Here is a 14,600-nt window from a genome sequence, read left to right on the forward strand (position 1 = left end):
TTATGAACGCTGCTTTCGACGTATTGATCATAGGAGGAGGACCCATCGGAATTGCCTGCGGACTGGCCGCAAAAAGAGCAGGGCTCAGCTATATCATCATTGAAAAAGGTTGCCTCGTCAACTCGCTCTATAACTATCCCCTGTACATGACTTTCTTCTCTACTTCAGAAAGACTGGAAGTCGGCGGTATCCCCTTTGTATCCATCAATCCCAAGCCTTCCCGGCCGGAAGCACTGGAATACTACCGCCGCGTGACTACCTCTGAAGCGCTCAACATCAACCTGTTTGAGGAGGTAAGAGAGATAGCGCCACATGGACAGGAGTATTTTATCACCACTACCAAAACAGCCTATCATGCCCGCCATGTGATCATCGCCACGGGCTTCTATGATATTCCCAACCTGCTGGACGTACCCGGTGAGAGTTTGCCTAAAGTAACGCATTACTATAAAGATCCGCACTACTACGCTACCCGCAAGGTAGTAGTGGTAGGTGCCCATAACTCTGCCGTAGATGCCGCTTTAGAAACCTACCGGAAAGGTGCCCAGGTAACCATGGTCATCCGTGAAGGCGAAATCGGTAAAAGAGTTAAATACTGGGTAAAACCGGATATCGAAAACAGAATCAGGGAAGGATCTATTAAAGCCTATTTCCATTCTACCATCAAAAGTATCGAGGAACAAACGGTGACAATCAACACACCGGATGGAGAAGTCACTTTTGCCAATGACTTCGTTATTGCGATGACCGGCTACCAGCCTGATTTTGCGCTATTGAAAAATGCAGGTATCCAACTGTCAGACGATGCTAAAAAACTGCCCGTGTATAATCCGCTGACCATGGAAACCAATATGCCACATATCTATCTCGCCGGCGTAGTCTGCGGCGGTATGGACACCCATATATGGTTTATTGAGAACTCCCGCGAACACGCAGATAAAATCATACAATCAATTAAGATTTAGGGATTTACGGATTTACGGATTTACGGATTTTTGGGATGTATGACCCGAAGATTACCTTTTGACCCATACTATTAATGATGATCTCAAAATATGATCTTCGGTTAATACATCCCAAAAATCCGTAAATCCGTAAATCCATAAATCCGTAAATCAAACAATATTTACCTCCCGTTCCAGCTCCACTCCAAACTTTTCTGTCACACTATCCACTACCCGCTGGGAAAGCGCATAAATTTCACTGCCTTTAGCATGACCATAGTTGACCAGTACCAGTGCCTGTTTGGCATGTACGCCGGCATCCCCTTCCCGGAAGCCTTTCCATCCGCATTGTTCAATTAACCAGCCTGCGGCCAGTTTAAAATGACCATCGGCCAACGGATAAGCCACTACCTGCGGGAAAGCTGCTTTCAGCGCTTCGTATTTAGCTGCACTCACGGAAGGATTCTTGAAAAAGCTGCCGGCATTGCCGATTTTAGCGGGGTCGGGCAACTTGGAAGTGCGGATATTAATTACCGCCTGGCTGATAGCCTGGATAGACAGTTCTTTTACCCCCATGCGCTCCAGTTCTTCGTTGATAGCGCCATAGCTGGTATTAAAATGTGGTATTTTGTTGAGCCGGTAGGTAACGCTCAGGATAGCAAACTGATGCCGGTATTGTTTTTTGAAGACGCTCTCCCGGTATCCGAATGCACAGTCGTTGTTGCTGAAAGTCACTACCCGCCGGTCTTCCAGGTGCAATGCTTCCAGCGAATGGAAACAGTCTTTGATCTCCACGCCGTAAGCCCCGATGTTCTGCATAGGACTGGCGCCTACGTTACCCGGTATCAGTGACAGATTTTCGAGACCGGCCAGATCGGCGGACAGGCAGTATTGTACGAAGCCATGCCAGTTCTCGCCGGCGCCGGCTTTCACATATACGTGATCGTTATCCTCATCTACCACCTTCATGCCTTTGATATTATTTTTGAGCATGAGTCCATCAAAATCCTGTGTAAACAGGATATTGCTGCCGCCTCCCAGGATCATCCGGGGCACACCCTTTACCTGTGGCTCCTCCAGCAATGCCAGCAGCGCCTGCTCGCTGTCAAACGGGGCAAAGTAGCGGCTCGTTGCCGGGATACCAAATGTATTGTAGGATTGCAGCAGCACATTTTCTGATACCATAATAGCTTAACTTTATATAGAAGCAAATATATCAGAAATTGTATGAAAACTGCGATCGTCATCGGTGCAACCGGTCTTACCGGTACACATCTGGTATCTGCCCTCCTGCAGGACAACTACTTCAGCAAGGTGAAAGTATTGGTACGCCATCCCTGGGCACATCAGCATCCGGGCCTGGAAAGCGTTATTGTTGACTTTGATGACGAAGAAAGCCTTTCTGCTGCTATTACGGGAGATGTATTTTTCTCCTGCATCGGTACTACCATCAAAAAAGCCGGTACCCAGGAGAATTTCCGGGCAGTGGATTACGGTATCACTACCAGATGCGCCGCCATTGCACGCCGTAAGGATATCCCGCAATTCCTCATGATATCTTCCATCGGCGCTAACCCGAAATCTTCCAACTTCTACCTGCGTACCAAAGGACAAACGGAAGAGGCAGTGCTGGCCATGGGCTTTGTAGGCACCTATATTTTCCGGCCCTCTTTTCTGATCGGTCAACGCAAGGAATTCCGTTTCGGCGAATGGCTGGGGAAATATCTTATCCAGTTGTTCTACTTCCTGCTACAGGGCCGCTGGAAAAAGTACAGGGGCATCAAAGCATCTACCGTAGCGCATGCCATGGTACGGGTAGCCAAACAGTTTGATCCCGGAATGCATATCTTTGAATCAGACGCCATACAAAATTTAGGAATTTAGATACCTTCGTTACCATGAAACGACTTATATTCTTCCTCTCCGCTATATGCATTGCCAGCTTACCATTGTTAGGATTCGCCCAGATCAACAACTACTATCCCGGCACCTGGAAAGAAGACGTTCGGCCTGCCACCGTTACCGGTGCGGCAGCACAGTCGCCCTATTATATCACCAGCTATAAAATAGCGCGTGATTTCAATATCACCAACCGGGACAAGGCAGATGCCATTACCCACTATAAAACCACCTATAAAAGCATTCATATCAATACCGCTGCGGCAGCCGATAGCCTTACCCAGCTGGCGCTAACGCTGGAAAACGGGGAAGTGTTGCGCGGATTCCGTATCAGGGCCGTTTTCCCCGATGGCAAAACCGCCAATCTTACCGACCAGACAAGGTCCCTCAAACTGGCCGATGATCGTGTAGCCATTGTCGTGAGTAATATCCAGCTACAGGCCGGCAGTGAACTGGAATATGAACTGAATGTAAAAGTAGCGTTCGACTATGCCGGTGCAGACTATCTGCAATCCGGTATCGCCAGTGAAGAAACCCAATTTATGCTGGTAGCGCCCCGGCAAATGCAATTCCGCTTTCATCCGGCCAATGGCGTGCCTGCTGTGAAAGACAGTATCGCCAACAACAGTCATTTTCACCACGTAGCCCTGCACCAGGTACCGGCGCTGAAAGTCAACGACCTCTACTACTACCTGCCACAGCTGCAACGCATCGATTTTGCCCTGCATACTGTCACTTCCGGCAAAGATACCACCCGCCTCAGCTGGGATCAATTCGGACAAGATATTTATATCCCTTACGTGGCGATCAATAAAAACGAACAGAAACAACTGGAAAAAGAGCTGGAACGCTGGCCTTTTCTCAAATACCGGCTGCCGGTTCCACAACTCATATACCTGGTGGAACAATATATCAAAACAAATTACAGCCTCCGGCCAGCCAGCGATTTCTACGAGGCGCCCGATCTTACCACTATTATCCGGAACAAACAAACAGACCGGAACGGTATGGTGAAACTCATGATGGCCGCCTATTACACGCTGAATATTCCGGTGCAGCTGCTGGTAACTTCTTCCCGGGATACCATCCCCTTGCAGAAAGACCTGGTCAACCGCGCCGCTGCCAATAATATCCTGCTGTATTTTCCTGTCCAGGGACAAGCGCTGGCTCCTACGGAAACGAACACACGCTATCCCTGTTTTCCGCCGCTGTGGGGCAACACCCTGGCACTCCGCTGCCGCGATACGCTCGCAGGTAATGAAAGCAAGGTACTTACGGACTTTATCGTAACACCGCAGCCGGCGTACACCTTCAGCAACAGCACCCTGGACGCTACGCTCAGCTCTCTCAGTCAGCCGGTATGGAAGGTAAACCAGTCCTTCGGCGGCTACGGTGGCAGCAACGCCAAAGTGGCGTTTATGCAGGCCAATACACCAGAGCTGCGCAACAACATCTTCAACGCGCTGCTGCCTTTTGTACCCGGCACCCGCACTATGGTGTCTTTTGAAGCACAGAATGAGAAATTCTCCAACACACCGCTCGATAAACCCGTGGTAGTGAACAGTACTATCGAAACACCCGGACTCATTGTGCAGGACGGCGATCAATACATGATCAACATCGGTCAGCTGTTAGCCGGCCATCAGAGCTACCAGTTTACCATTCCGGAAAGTAACCGCCCCATAGAACTGGCTTTCCCCTATTACCAGGAAAGACGCGTACACATCGATCTGCCGGCAGGTTACACGATAGCCGATAAAGCAGCCTTCACAGCGGATATCACCCACAATAACGTGCTTGGCCTCAAAATGAGATGTGAGGAAGAAAACAACAAGCTGCACATCTATTTAATCGAATGGTACAGCCAGAGTGAATTTCAGGGGGAAGATAAAAAAGTAATGGGGCAGATGCTGGACAGACTGAAGAAACTACAGCTGCAATCGCTGGTACTGGTGAAAAAAAAGTAGTTATACACAATCCACGTCCGGTACAATCACCACCGAACGGAAACGTTTCTCTGCCAGCAGTTGTATAAAGTATTCCCGGAGCACCTGTTTAATATGGGCTATCACCCTGCTTTCGCGGGGTAGCTTAATCAACATCTCCTGCAGGTAATTGTTGCGGACCCTGGCTACCAGCGGAGCGGCAGGTCCTACCAATTGTGCGCCGATATGCGGTTGCAGCCAGCTGGCCAATATCTGCGCAGCCTGTTCTACCACCTGTTGGTTCTTATGCCGCAGCGTGAGTTTCAACACCCGGTAAAAAGGCGGATAACCAAACTGTTGCCGCTCGGCGATCTCCGCTTCATACATGCTTTTATAATCGTGTTCCTTTACGTAATGCAGTATCGGGTGACGGGTATTGCTCGCTTGTATCAACACCTTGCCCATGCCGTGTTTACGGCCGGCACGGCCACTCACCTGCTCCATCAGCTGAAACGCCCTTTCATTTACCCGGAAGTCCGGATAACTTAAAAGACTGTCGGCGCTGAGAATACCGACAAGATTTACATTGTCAAAGTCCAGTCCCTTTACTACCATTTGCGTGCCCACCAGGATATCAATTTCCTGCTCTTCCAGCAAACGGATCATTTTATTGTGACTGTCCTTGTTCCGTATAGAATCCACATCCATCCGCGCAATGCGGGCTTCGGGGAACAACTGTTGCAGGTCGTCTTCAATCTTTTCCGTACCAAAACTTTTCGGGATCAGCGATTGAGAACCGCAAGCTTCGCACGTATATACGTAAGGGTAGCGGGTACCACAATAGTGGCAATGCAGTTTATCCTGGTTGCGGTGATAGGTCAGCGATACATCACACTGTTTACAATGCGGTATCCAGCCACAGGTAGTACATAGCAGAAAAGGTGCATACCCACGCCGGTTTTGGAAAAGAATCACTTGTTTCTTTTCGGCGAGGCTCTGGGTGATGGCTGTTTTCAGCGCTTGTGTGAAATTACCGTCCATCGTTTTCTCTGCCATCTCCTGCTTGATGTCTACCACATCGATAGCCGGCATCCGTATGCCGCCAAACCGTTCGTTCAGCTCTACCAGCCCGTATTTGCCCTGTTTGGCGTTGTAATACGATTCCAATGCAGGCGTAGCGGAACCCAGCAGCACTTTGGCTTTAAAAAGGCTGGCGTAGTAGATGGCCGCATCCCGCGCGTGATAACGGGGCGCCGGGTCCTGTTGTTTATAGGACGCATCATGCTCTTCATCGAGGATGATCAGTCCCAGGTCGCGGAATGGCAATAACAGGCTGGAACGTGCGCCCAGCACTATTTGTACCTCACCGTTTTTCACCTTGTTCCAGATCTCTACCCGTTCATTGTTGCTGAAGCGGGAATGATAGATGGCAATACTGCTGCCGAAGTGTTTCTGCAGCCGGGTGATGATTTGCGCCGTAAGCGCTATTTCGGGCAACAGATACAGCACCTGCCGGCCGGAGGCCAGGCATTCTTCCATCATCTTCACATATATCTGCGTTTTGCCGCTGGAGGTAACGCCATGCAACAGAGTTACCTGTTTTTCTTCAAAGTGACGGCGAACATCCGCCAGCGCCACTTCCTGGGAAGGGCTCAGGTTAAAATCGATCTGTGCATCTACCTTACCGGTACGGATACGGTCGACCGTTCTTTTTTCTATCCAGAGAATATTTTTATCTACCAGCCCTTTCAATTGAGCGGTAGTAGCGCCGGATTTTTTCAGCAGCGCATTTTGTTTTACATCGCCTTCTGTTTTCTGCAGATGCAGGAAAGCGAGCAACAGCTCCATCTGTTTGGGAGCACGGCCCATATCGTTGAAAAGGGCTGCCAGCTGCTCTTCCTGATGATAGTCTGCATGCAGCTGTACAAAATTTTCTTTCTTCTCCCGATATACTTCTTTCAGCTCTTCATAAATCAGGCAGACCTTTTTCTCGATCAGTTTTTTGATGACAGAATAGACTTCCGATTTATCCAGGATGAGCTGTACTTCTTCAATACGCAGTTCCTTACGGATATGCAGCGCCTCCGCAATGAGGTATTCATCATCATCGAGACTGGTAAAATCATCGCCGAAGGCATCATTATATAACAACAGTGTTTCGCTGGACAGCTTCAGGTGTGCGGGCAAAGCGGCATTGAGCACTTCCCCTTCGCTGCACATGTAGTAGCTGGCAATCCACGACCAGAAGGCTAACTGTGTAGGATATACGACCGGATCTTTGTCCAGCATATCCAGCAGTAGCTTGGTTTTATAGGCAGGCGCCTGTTCATGTACCGCTTTTACGATACCGGCGTATTTTTTTTGTTTTCCGAGCTGTACGGCCACACGGCTCCCCGGCTGTAAAGCATCTTCCATGCTTTCAGGCACTGCATAGGTGTAATTTTTAGGAAGCGCCAGTGGCAGTATTACATCAGCGTACTTCATCCTACGGGTTGCAATGTGGGATAATGGCGGTATTTGCGGAGTTCCCGGTCCATGATATCATAAGTCTGTTGTTTCAGCGTGTTGATATCATCGAGGGTCAGTCCCGCTACCGGGATATTAGGCAGAAATACCACACGGCATTTGCCGGGGTTCAGTTTCATCAGGCTGTGGGGCAGGCGGTCGCCGGCGTCCACGTATAAAACAGGTTTGATAGGTATCTGCAATTCGATGGCCATCCGGAACGCGCCGTTATGGAAAGGCCGCAGGGGTTCACTGGTTTCATTGGTGGTTCCTTCCGGAAATACCAGCATAGAGATACCCGCTTTCAGCGCACTCATCATTTCCCGTACGCTCCTGGCGCGGGCTGCCGCATTGGAACGGTCTACCGGCACCACAGAATTTTTATAAATAAATCCGAAAAACGGAATTTTTGACATTTCTACTTTTCCCAGCGGGCGGAACGGTAAACGCATCACTTTTACTGCGATGGCCGCATCCAGGTAAGAACGGTGGTTCACCACATAGATACAAGGCTCTTTATCTCTTTCACATTCATATTTTCGGGTAACACGCATGCCTACCATCGGAAACCACACATGTGCCCAAAAACGCAGGAAATAAAAGATGATATTCCCACCTTTCTCCTTACCCAGCAAAGAAGCCAGGAAAATGGGCGGCAGGATCAGAAACATGATAGACAGGAAAACGATAGCGGCGTACACAACATAGATTACACGCAACGGTTTCAGTAGAAAATTCATAAACGCCTTGTAGAAATGTGAATGATGGCGGAAAACTACGACTTTTTTCTCGCAAAGGCACATAAGATAAGGTTAAGATCGCAAAGCCCCACCATATTTGATTAAATAACTAATGATAAAATAATAAAATGCAAGAATGATAAAATAATTCGGTCTCCGCTCCTTTGCGTTCTTAATAAAAAATAAAAAGCTTCGCGCGCTTTGCGTGAAAACCTACTCGCAGCTGCAACTCCAGTCTTTTTCCAGGTCTATGCAGGTGATTACTTTGGCATGTTGTGCGTCACAGGGAGCGAATACAATACGAAGATGCTGTCCTTCATGGGAATAACCTTCCAGCGCATAGGTCGGGCACGGTTGATCATTGGGATTGGACTTTTCCGGGTTAATCCTGCCTTCTGCCAATATTTCCTGCACCTCTTCTCTGGTCACATGACGGCATTCCATCCGACAAATGGCATGTCTGGTATACTCCAGGCGGGCCTGCCGGTTGAGCGTACCCTCCGCAATGGCCCCCGTCGCTCTGCCTGAAGGGGTTACTACCGGCTTCTCGGTAATCGGGGAGGAAGCCTTTTTGTTGTTTCCTTTCCACCACTCCTGATGCCAGCCGGCAAACAATAACAATCCCAGTAAAATTACGGGCAGATACTTTTGTAATGATTTCATATTCAATAAACAGGACTCACTTTCTAAGAAAAGCGGGTGTAAAATACTTAAAATTACTTACCTAACTATGACATAAAAAGTTCCTACCTTTGCCATCCTTTATGGAACAGGTTAAAACAGTAGCATTTCATACACTCGGCTGTAAGCTGAATTTTTCAGAAACCTCCACTTTGAGCAGGTTACTGGAACAGGATGGGTTTGTTAAGATGGATTTTGAAGATACGGCAGATGTGTATGTCATCAACACCTGCTCTGTAACGGATAATGCCGATAAGGAATGCCGGCAGCTGGTACGTCGTATCCAGCGGCGTGCTCCGGAAAGCATGGTGGTGATCACCGGCTGTTATGCCCAGCTGAAGCCCGAGGAAATTGCTGCTATTGAAGGGGTAGACCTCGTATTGGGCGCGGCAGAAAAGTTCAACATTACCGAACACCTGAAAACGCTCACCAAAGGCAACAGCGCTAAAATCTGCTCCTGCGACATTGAAGATGTCAACACCTTCCATGCCTCCTACTCTGTCAACGACCGTACCCGCACCTTCCTGAAAGTACAGGACGGCTGCGACTACAGCTGTACCTTCTGCACCATCCCCATGGCCAGAGGCAAAAGCCGCAGCGATAGTGTTAGCAGCGTAGTGGAAAATGCCATGCAACTGGCGGCCAACGGCGTAAAGGAAATAGTACTCACCGGCGTAAACCTGGGCGATTTCGGCAAAGGCCTCACCGGTGGTAAAAAAAGAGAAGAAACTTTTTACGAACTCATTCAGGAACTGGATAAAGTGGAAGGTATAGAACGTTACCGCATCTCTTCCATAGAACCTAACCTGCTGACAAACGAGATCATCGAATTTGTAGCCAACAGCCGCAAATTCATGCCTCACTTCCATATACCGCTTCAAAGCGGCAACAACGAAATACTGGGCCTCATGCGCCGCCGCTACCGCCGCGAACTGTACGCGGAAAAAGTGGCGCTGATCAAACAGTTCATGCCCCACTGCTCCATCGGGGTAGACGTGATCGTAGGCTTCCCTGCCGAAAGTGATGCTCACTTCCAGGATACCTACGATTTCATCCATAGCCTCGATGTGTCTTATCTTCACGTATTCACCTACTCAGAAAGACCGAATACCCCCGCACTCGATATCAAACCTGTTGTGCCGGTCAATGTGCGCCACGAACGCAATAAACAACTGCGTAATCTCAGCCACAAAAAACAACAGTACTTCCAGGAACAACACCTCAACGAAACCCGTAAGGTGCTGTTTGAAAACCATAATAAAGATGGTATGATGGAAGGTTACACAGACAACTACATCCGTGTAACCACTCATTTCCGCCAGGACTGGGTAAACCAGCTGGTGGACTGGGAACTGCGGTAATTGCGTGAGCTTTGCGACAGGTTTCCACATCATAACGTTGAAAATAGATACAGAGAGGATTCAACGATAATGCCAGCAATTATTTCGGGAAACCCGGGTCCGCCTTCACTTCATCGATCTGTTTGATGTGTCTCATGGTATGAGCGGCATTAAACAACAATAACTGGTAGGCATCTACCATCCCTAAATTGGGATCATTGGTAATATGCGCCCGCAACATGTCTTTAGTATTGGAGACATAATCAATCAGCTGATCTCTTTGTGCCACAAACGCATTGATGGCATCCGCAGGGGCAGCATAGTTATGTTTGGGCAGCCCAAATGGCGGTGAGGTCTGTTTCTTGCTGCGGTCTTCCACCATTGCGATCAACTGCTCATCTGTATACTTTAACGCCTTCTTTTTCTCCGGGTCCGGCGCTTCTGCCACCAGCTTTTTTTCTGCATCTATCATGGCTTTTTCGATGGCGGTAAGATGTTCCACACAATCAATAATAGACCAGCGATCGGCTGCCGGCCTGAATTCCAGCTGAGCGTCCGTCAGTCCTGCAACGGCTTTCAATAAATCATTTTTTGAGTCTTTCAGGCGGTTGATTAACTGGGCTTTGTTTTCATCATACTTTGTAAGCTGCAGCGGCATGACAGTGAAGCTGCAAAACAGTACTACGGCCAAAGACAAAAGTACTTTTTTCATAGCTGTAAATTTTGATGGAAAATGGGGTCGGTGAGTCACCACAAAGCTACGACAATCAGGGCATTTGTATCAACTCCAGGAAAGTATCGCGGGAAATGAAACCTGCGCCCAGTGAGGCGAGATGTTCCGTTTCCACCTGGCAGTCGATCAGTGTCAGCTCTGCCGCATAAGCCTGTACAAAAGTGATAAAGGCCGCTTTGGAAGCGTTGCTGACATCGGAGAACATGGACTCGCCAAAGAAGCAGGAACCTATTTTTATACCATACAGACCGCCTACCAGCTGGTCGTTCAGCCAGCTTTCCACCGACATGGCATAGCCTGCCTGGTGCAAACGGATATAGGCTGCCTGCATCTCGTCGGTGATCCAGGTGCTGTCCTGGCCGGCACGGGTAATATTACTGCAGCGGGCAATGACAGCGGGGAAATCGGCGTTATAGGTGATACGGAACTGGTTGCGGCGCAGTACCTGTTTCATACTGGCAGACACTTTCAGATCGGCCGGAAACAGTACAAAACGGGGATCGGGACTCCACCAGAGTATAGGTCGTTCATCGAACCAGGGAAAGATACCGGATCGGTAAGCCAGCAGCAGTCTTTCCACGGAGAGGTCGCCGCCTACGGCCAGCAGGCCATCCGGCTCTGCCAGGTGTACCGGAGGAAAAAGCAGTCGTTTATTGAGACGGAAAACGGGCATGGGTTAACGGTCCGCCATTTCTTCGATGGTAGCGCTGATACCTCTTTCCACCAACGCTTCCCACATGGGGCGCAGTTTGTGATATTCGCCTTCTTTGACAGCGTATTTACCATTATGATGAATAATCAGGGCGCATTGCTCCGCCTGCTGATGGGTATGACCACATACTTCGATCAGGGAAGCAATGACCCAGTCAAAAGTGTTGACATCATCATTCCACACTACCAGGCTGAAGGGAAACTGCTCGTCTTCTGCCACGAGTACGTCTTCCAATTCTTCTGTAAATACCTGTGTATTAGTTCTTTCGCTCATTTTTAAACAAAGCTTTACGCAAAATTACATGGATTATTCGTTAATTTATCCATATTTGACCCAGAGAAAATGATTATTTACGATTTGTTTATTTTCATATTTGCTGTTTCTACCCCATTTTACGGTATAGAAATGGTAAACAGACGATAAACAAAATAACTACGTGTTATATGGTTCATAGCTTGGTTTTATTGATGGATACCCATCTGCCCCTGAAAGATCCGGTACCTATTTTTTCACTGGTACTGTTCATCATTCTGCTGGCTCCCATTATCCTCCGCAAATTCCGTATCCCCAGTATCATCGGATTGATATTGGCCGGTATGGCTATTGGGGAGCACGGTTTCGGCATTATTGAAAAGGGTAGCATCGATTTGTTTGGCAAGGCAGGTTTACTGTATATCATGTTTCTCGCCGGCCTGGAACTGGATATGACGGAGTTCCGAAAGAACCGCTATCGCAGTATGGTGTTCGGCGCCCTGACTTTCTTTATCCCTTTGTTGCTCGGTTTTGTAGTCTGTACCTATGTACTGCATTTTAACTTCAAGGCTACCCTGCTGGTATCCAGCATGTTTGCCACCCATACGCTGGTAGCCTATCCGCTGGCCAGCAGACTGGGTATCACCAAAAACGAAGCCGTAACCGTAGCAGTAGGCGGTACTATCATCACCGATACTGCGGTACTGCTGATACTGGCAGTTATTACCGGCGCCCAGGTTGGGAACCTCGACACCTATTTCTGGGTGAAACTGGGCATTTCCCTGACCATCTTTGCCCTCATTATCCTTTGGCTGATGCCTGTACTGGGCCGTTGGTTTTTTAAGAAGATAAAGGACGATAAAACCTCCCATTTTATCTTCGTGATGGCCCTCGTATTCGCAGCGGCTTTCCTCGCGGAACTGGCCGGCGTAGAAGGCATTATCGGTGCGTTCCTGGCCGGATTGGCCCTCAACCAGCTGATACCGCATACCTCGCCGCTGATGAACCGTATCGAGTTCGTCGGTAATGCCCTCTTTATTCCGTTTTTCCTGATCAGTGTAGGCATGCTGGTAGATCTGCGCGTGCTGCTCAAAGGACCGGAAGCGCTGATCATTGCAGGCGCCCTGACCCTCATGGCCCTTAGCAGTAAATGGTTTGCCGCTTTCTTTACGCAGCTGATCTTCAAATACAGCGCTACTCAACGTAACGTCATCTTCGGCCTCAGCAGCGCCCACGCTGCTGCTACCATCGCGGTGATCCTCATCGGTTTTAATATGGGCATCGTAGATGAACACGTGCTGAACGGCACTGTGGTACTCATTCTCATCACCTGCCTGGTAGGCTCTTTCGTCACGGAAAATGCCGGCCGCCGCCTCGCCCTGCAGGAAGCAGAACAAAAACCCGAACTCCCCGATCAGCCCGAACGTATACTGGTACCGGTTTCCAACCCCGAACGTATTGAAGCGCTGCTCGATTTCGCGGTCATGATCAAGGATGCGAAAGTACCTACGCCTATCTATCCGCTGGCCGTTGTACAGGACAATGAGGAAGCACGAGATAAAATCCATCTCACCAATAAAATGATGGAAAAAGCAGTGATACATGCAGCCGCCACGGAAAGTAACGTACAGGTGGTTACCCGTATCGACCTCAACGTATCCGATGGTATTGCCCGCGCGGCAAAAGAACTCATGATCAGCGATGTGATCCTGGGCTGGACAGACAAAACCAGTACCACCGACCGCCTCTTTGGTAACATCTTCGGTACCACCATGGACAACGTACTACAAAGTGTATGGGAAACCGTATATGTATGCAACTTCCTGTACCCGCTCAACACTACTAAAAAAATGGTGCTGGTACTACCACCGAATACGGAATACGAAATAGGTTTTCTGCACTACCTGCAGAAAATGTTCCTGCTCGCCAAACAAGCCGGCGCCAAACTGTTGGTATTCTGCAACGCCAAAACGCAGTCTATCACGGAAGCGTTTATCACTCAGTCCAAACTAAGCGTGGAAGTGACTTTCAAACAATTTGAATCGATCGAGGACTTCCTGATACTCTCCCGCGAAGTCACCCGCGACGACCTGGTAGTAGTGGTAACGGCCCGTAAAGGCACGCTCTCCTATCACGCGTACCTGGAGAATATTCCGGGTAAAATGAGCCGTCATTTTAAAGACAACAACGTGATTCTGCTATACCCCGAACAAACAGAAATTGATTACCTGGAAGCAGGATTGCAGCCGGAAGATCTTACGCTCGCGCCTATACAGGAACAGCTGGCCAACCTGAATAAACTGGGTAAAGCGTTCAAACGTATCTTCAAAGGACCTAAAAAATAAAGGGGCATAAACGTACATTATGTATACAATTCATCATTCATATCAGGAATGATAAATATTTTTCAATCGCCTGAAACCACTTACACAAGTGGGTTTCAGGCGATTTGTTTTATAAAACTTCAAAAAATATTTGGTAGAATAAAAATAGTTTATACCTTTGCAATCCCATCGAACGAAAGGCTCGGCGGTAACAAAGAAAGAAGGGAGCTTAGCTCAGCTGGTTCAGAGCATCTGCCTTACAAGCAGAGGGTCACTGGTTCGAATCCAGTAGCTCCCACACTTCAGGTTATTTTGACTTATTAAAGGATCTTTTTTAGGGAGCTTAGCTCAGCTGGTTCAGAGCATCTGCCTTACAAGCAGAGGGTCACTGGTTCGAATCCAGTAGCTCCCACACACTTCATCGTACTTAAAAGATCTTTTTTCCGGGAGCTTAGCTCAGCTGGTTCAGAGCATCTGCCTTACAAGCAGAGGGTCACTGGTTCGAATCCAGTAGCTCCCACACAAAGCCATTCAGTAGTACTACT

At 48.6% G+C, this 14,600-nt stretch carries 12 protein-coding genes and 3 tRNA genes; 8 read left to right on the top strand and 7 right to left on the bottom strand.

The window, feature by feature from the left end; translation table 11 throughout:
- The first annotated feature begins 2 nt into the window (after window positions 1-2).
- Entirely contained in the window at window positions 3-965 is a 963-nt protein-coding gene (locus ICL07_RS08610) for a YpdA family putative bacillithiol disulfide reductase (protein ID WP_188087509.1), read from the top strand.
- Window positions 966-1,115: 150 nt separating this feature from the next.
- Here the strand turns inward: ICL07_RS08610 and murB are convergent, their stop codons facing one another.
- Window positions 1,116-2,129: a UDP-N-acetylmuramate dehydrogenase gene (gene murB / locus ICL07_RS08615; RefSeq protein WP_188087510.1), complete on the bottom strand. Its 1,014-nt coding sequence runs from the start codon at window positions 2,127-2,129 to the stop codon at window positions 1,116-1,118.
- 42 nt (window positions 2,130-2,171) lie between these two features.
- Here murB and ICL07_RS08620 point away from each other — a divergent pair, with 42 nt between their 5' ends.
- On the top strand, window positions 2,172-2,828 hold the full coding sequence (locus ICL07_RS08620; RefSeq protein WP_188087511.1) for an oxidoreductase: 657 nt from the start codon (window positions 2,172-2,174) through the stop codon (window positions 2,826-2,828).
- A 14-nt stretch (window positions 2,829-2,842) separates the two neighbouring features.
- Window positions 2,843-4,810, top strand: a complete 1,968-nt coding sequence (locus ICL07_RS08625; protein ID WP_188087512.1) for a hypothetical protein — start codon at window positions 2,843-2,845, stop codon at window positions 4,808-4,810.
- Here the strand turns inward: ICL07_RS08625 and priA are convergent, their stop codons facing one another.
- The 3 genes from priA to ICL07_RS08640 all read right to left on the bottom strand — a co-directional run bounded on the left by priA (window position 4,811) and on the right by ICL07_RS08640 (window position 8,676).
- A complete protein-coding gene (priA, locus tag ICL07_RS08630; protein ID WP_188087513.1) occupies window positions 4,811-7,252 on the bottom strand; it encodes a replication restart helicase PriA in 2,442 nt (813 codons plus the stop codon).
- On the bottom strand, window positions 7,249-8,013 hold the full coding sequence (locus tag ICL07_RS08635) for a lysophospholipid acyltransferase family protein (RefSeq protein WP_188087514.1): 765 nt from the start codon (window positions 8,011-8,013) through the stop codon (window positions 7,249-7,251). The genes priA and ICL07_RS08635 overlap by 4 nt, the downstream gene beginning before the upstream one ends.
- Before the next feature lie 213 nt (window positions 8,014-8,226).
- Entirely contained in the window at window positions 8,227-8,676 is a 450-nt protein-coding gene (locus ICL07_RS08640; protein ID WP_188087515.1) for a DUF4258 domain-containing protein, read from the bottom strand.
- Window positions 8,677-8,777: 101 nt separating this feature from the next.
- Here ICL07_RS08640 and mtaB point away from each other — a divergent pair, with 101 nt between their 5' ends.
- Entirely contained in the window at window positions 8,778-10,055 is a 1,278-nt protein-coding gene (gene mtaB / locus ICL07_RS08645) for a tRNA (N(6)-L-threonylcarbamoyladenosine(37)-C(2))-methylthiotransferase MtaB (RefSeq protein ID WP_188087516.1), read from the top strand.
- Window positions 10,056-10,134: 79 nt separating this feature from the next.
- On the opposite strand, the gene ICL07_RS08650 is transcribed toward mtaB, so the two are convergent.
- Genes ICL07_RS08650 through ICL07_RS08660 form a run of 3 tightly spaced genes read right to left on the bottom strand, consistent with a single transcriptional unit; the run spans window position 10,135 to window position 11,752 of the window.
- On the bottom strand, window positions 10,135-10,746 hold the full coding sequence (locus tag ICL07_RS08650; RefSeq protein ID WP_188087517.1) for a DinB family protein: 612 nt from the start codon (window positions 10,744-10,746) through the stop codon (window positions 10,135-10,137).
- A 55-nt stretch (window positions 10,747-10,801) separates the two neighbouring features.
- Window positions 10,802-11,440: a leucyl/phenylalanyl-tRNA--protein transferase gene (gene aat / locus ICL07_RS08655; RefSeq protein WP_188087518.1), complete on the bottom strand. Its 639-nt coding sequence runs from the start codon at window positions 11,438-11,440 to the stop codon at window positions 10,802-10,804.
- Window positions 11,441-11,443: 3 nt separating this feature from the next.
- Window positions 11,444-11,752, bottom strand: a complete 309-nt coding sequence (locus tag ICL07_RS08660; RefSeq protein ID WP_188087519.1) for an ATP-dependent Clp protease adaptor ClpS — start codon at window positions 11,750-11,752, stop codon at window positions 11,444-11,446.
- A 170-nt stretch (window positions 11,753-11,922) separates the two neighbouring features.
- Between ICL07_RS08660 and ICL07_RS08665 the strand changes: the two genes are divergently transcribed.
- The 4 genes from ICL07_RS08665 to ICL07_RS08680 all read left to right on the top strand — a co-directional run bounded on the left by ICL07_RS08665 (window position 11,923) and on the right by ICL07_RS08680 (window position 14,575).
- Window positions 11,923-14,076 carry a cation:proton antiporter gene (locus tag ICL07_RS08665; protein WP_188087520.1) on the top strand — a complete coding sequence of 718 codons (2,154 nt, stop codon included), beginning with the start codon at window positions 11,923-11,925 and terminating at the stop codon, window positions 14,074-14,076.
- Window positions 14,077-14,278: 202 nt separating this feature from the next.
- Window positions 14,279-14,353: transfer RNA gene (locus ICL07_RS08670), tRNA-Val, on the top strand.
- Window positions 14,354-14,392: 39 nt separating this feature from the next.
- Window positions 14,393-14,467, top strand: a tRNA-Val gene (locus ICL07_RS08675).
- Between the two features lie 33 nt (window positions 14,468-14,500).
- Window positions 14,501-14,575 (top strand) — tRNA-Val (locus ICL07_RS08680).
- Window positions 14,576-14,600 lie beyond the last annotated feature (25 nt).

The organism is Chitinophaga qingshengii (assembly GCF_014529935.1).
Taxonomy (GTDB): Bacteria; Bacteroidota; Bacteroidia; order Chitinophagales; family Chitinophagaceae; genus Chitinophaga; species Chitinophaga qingshengii.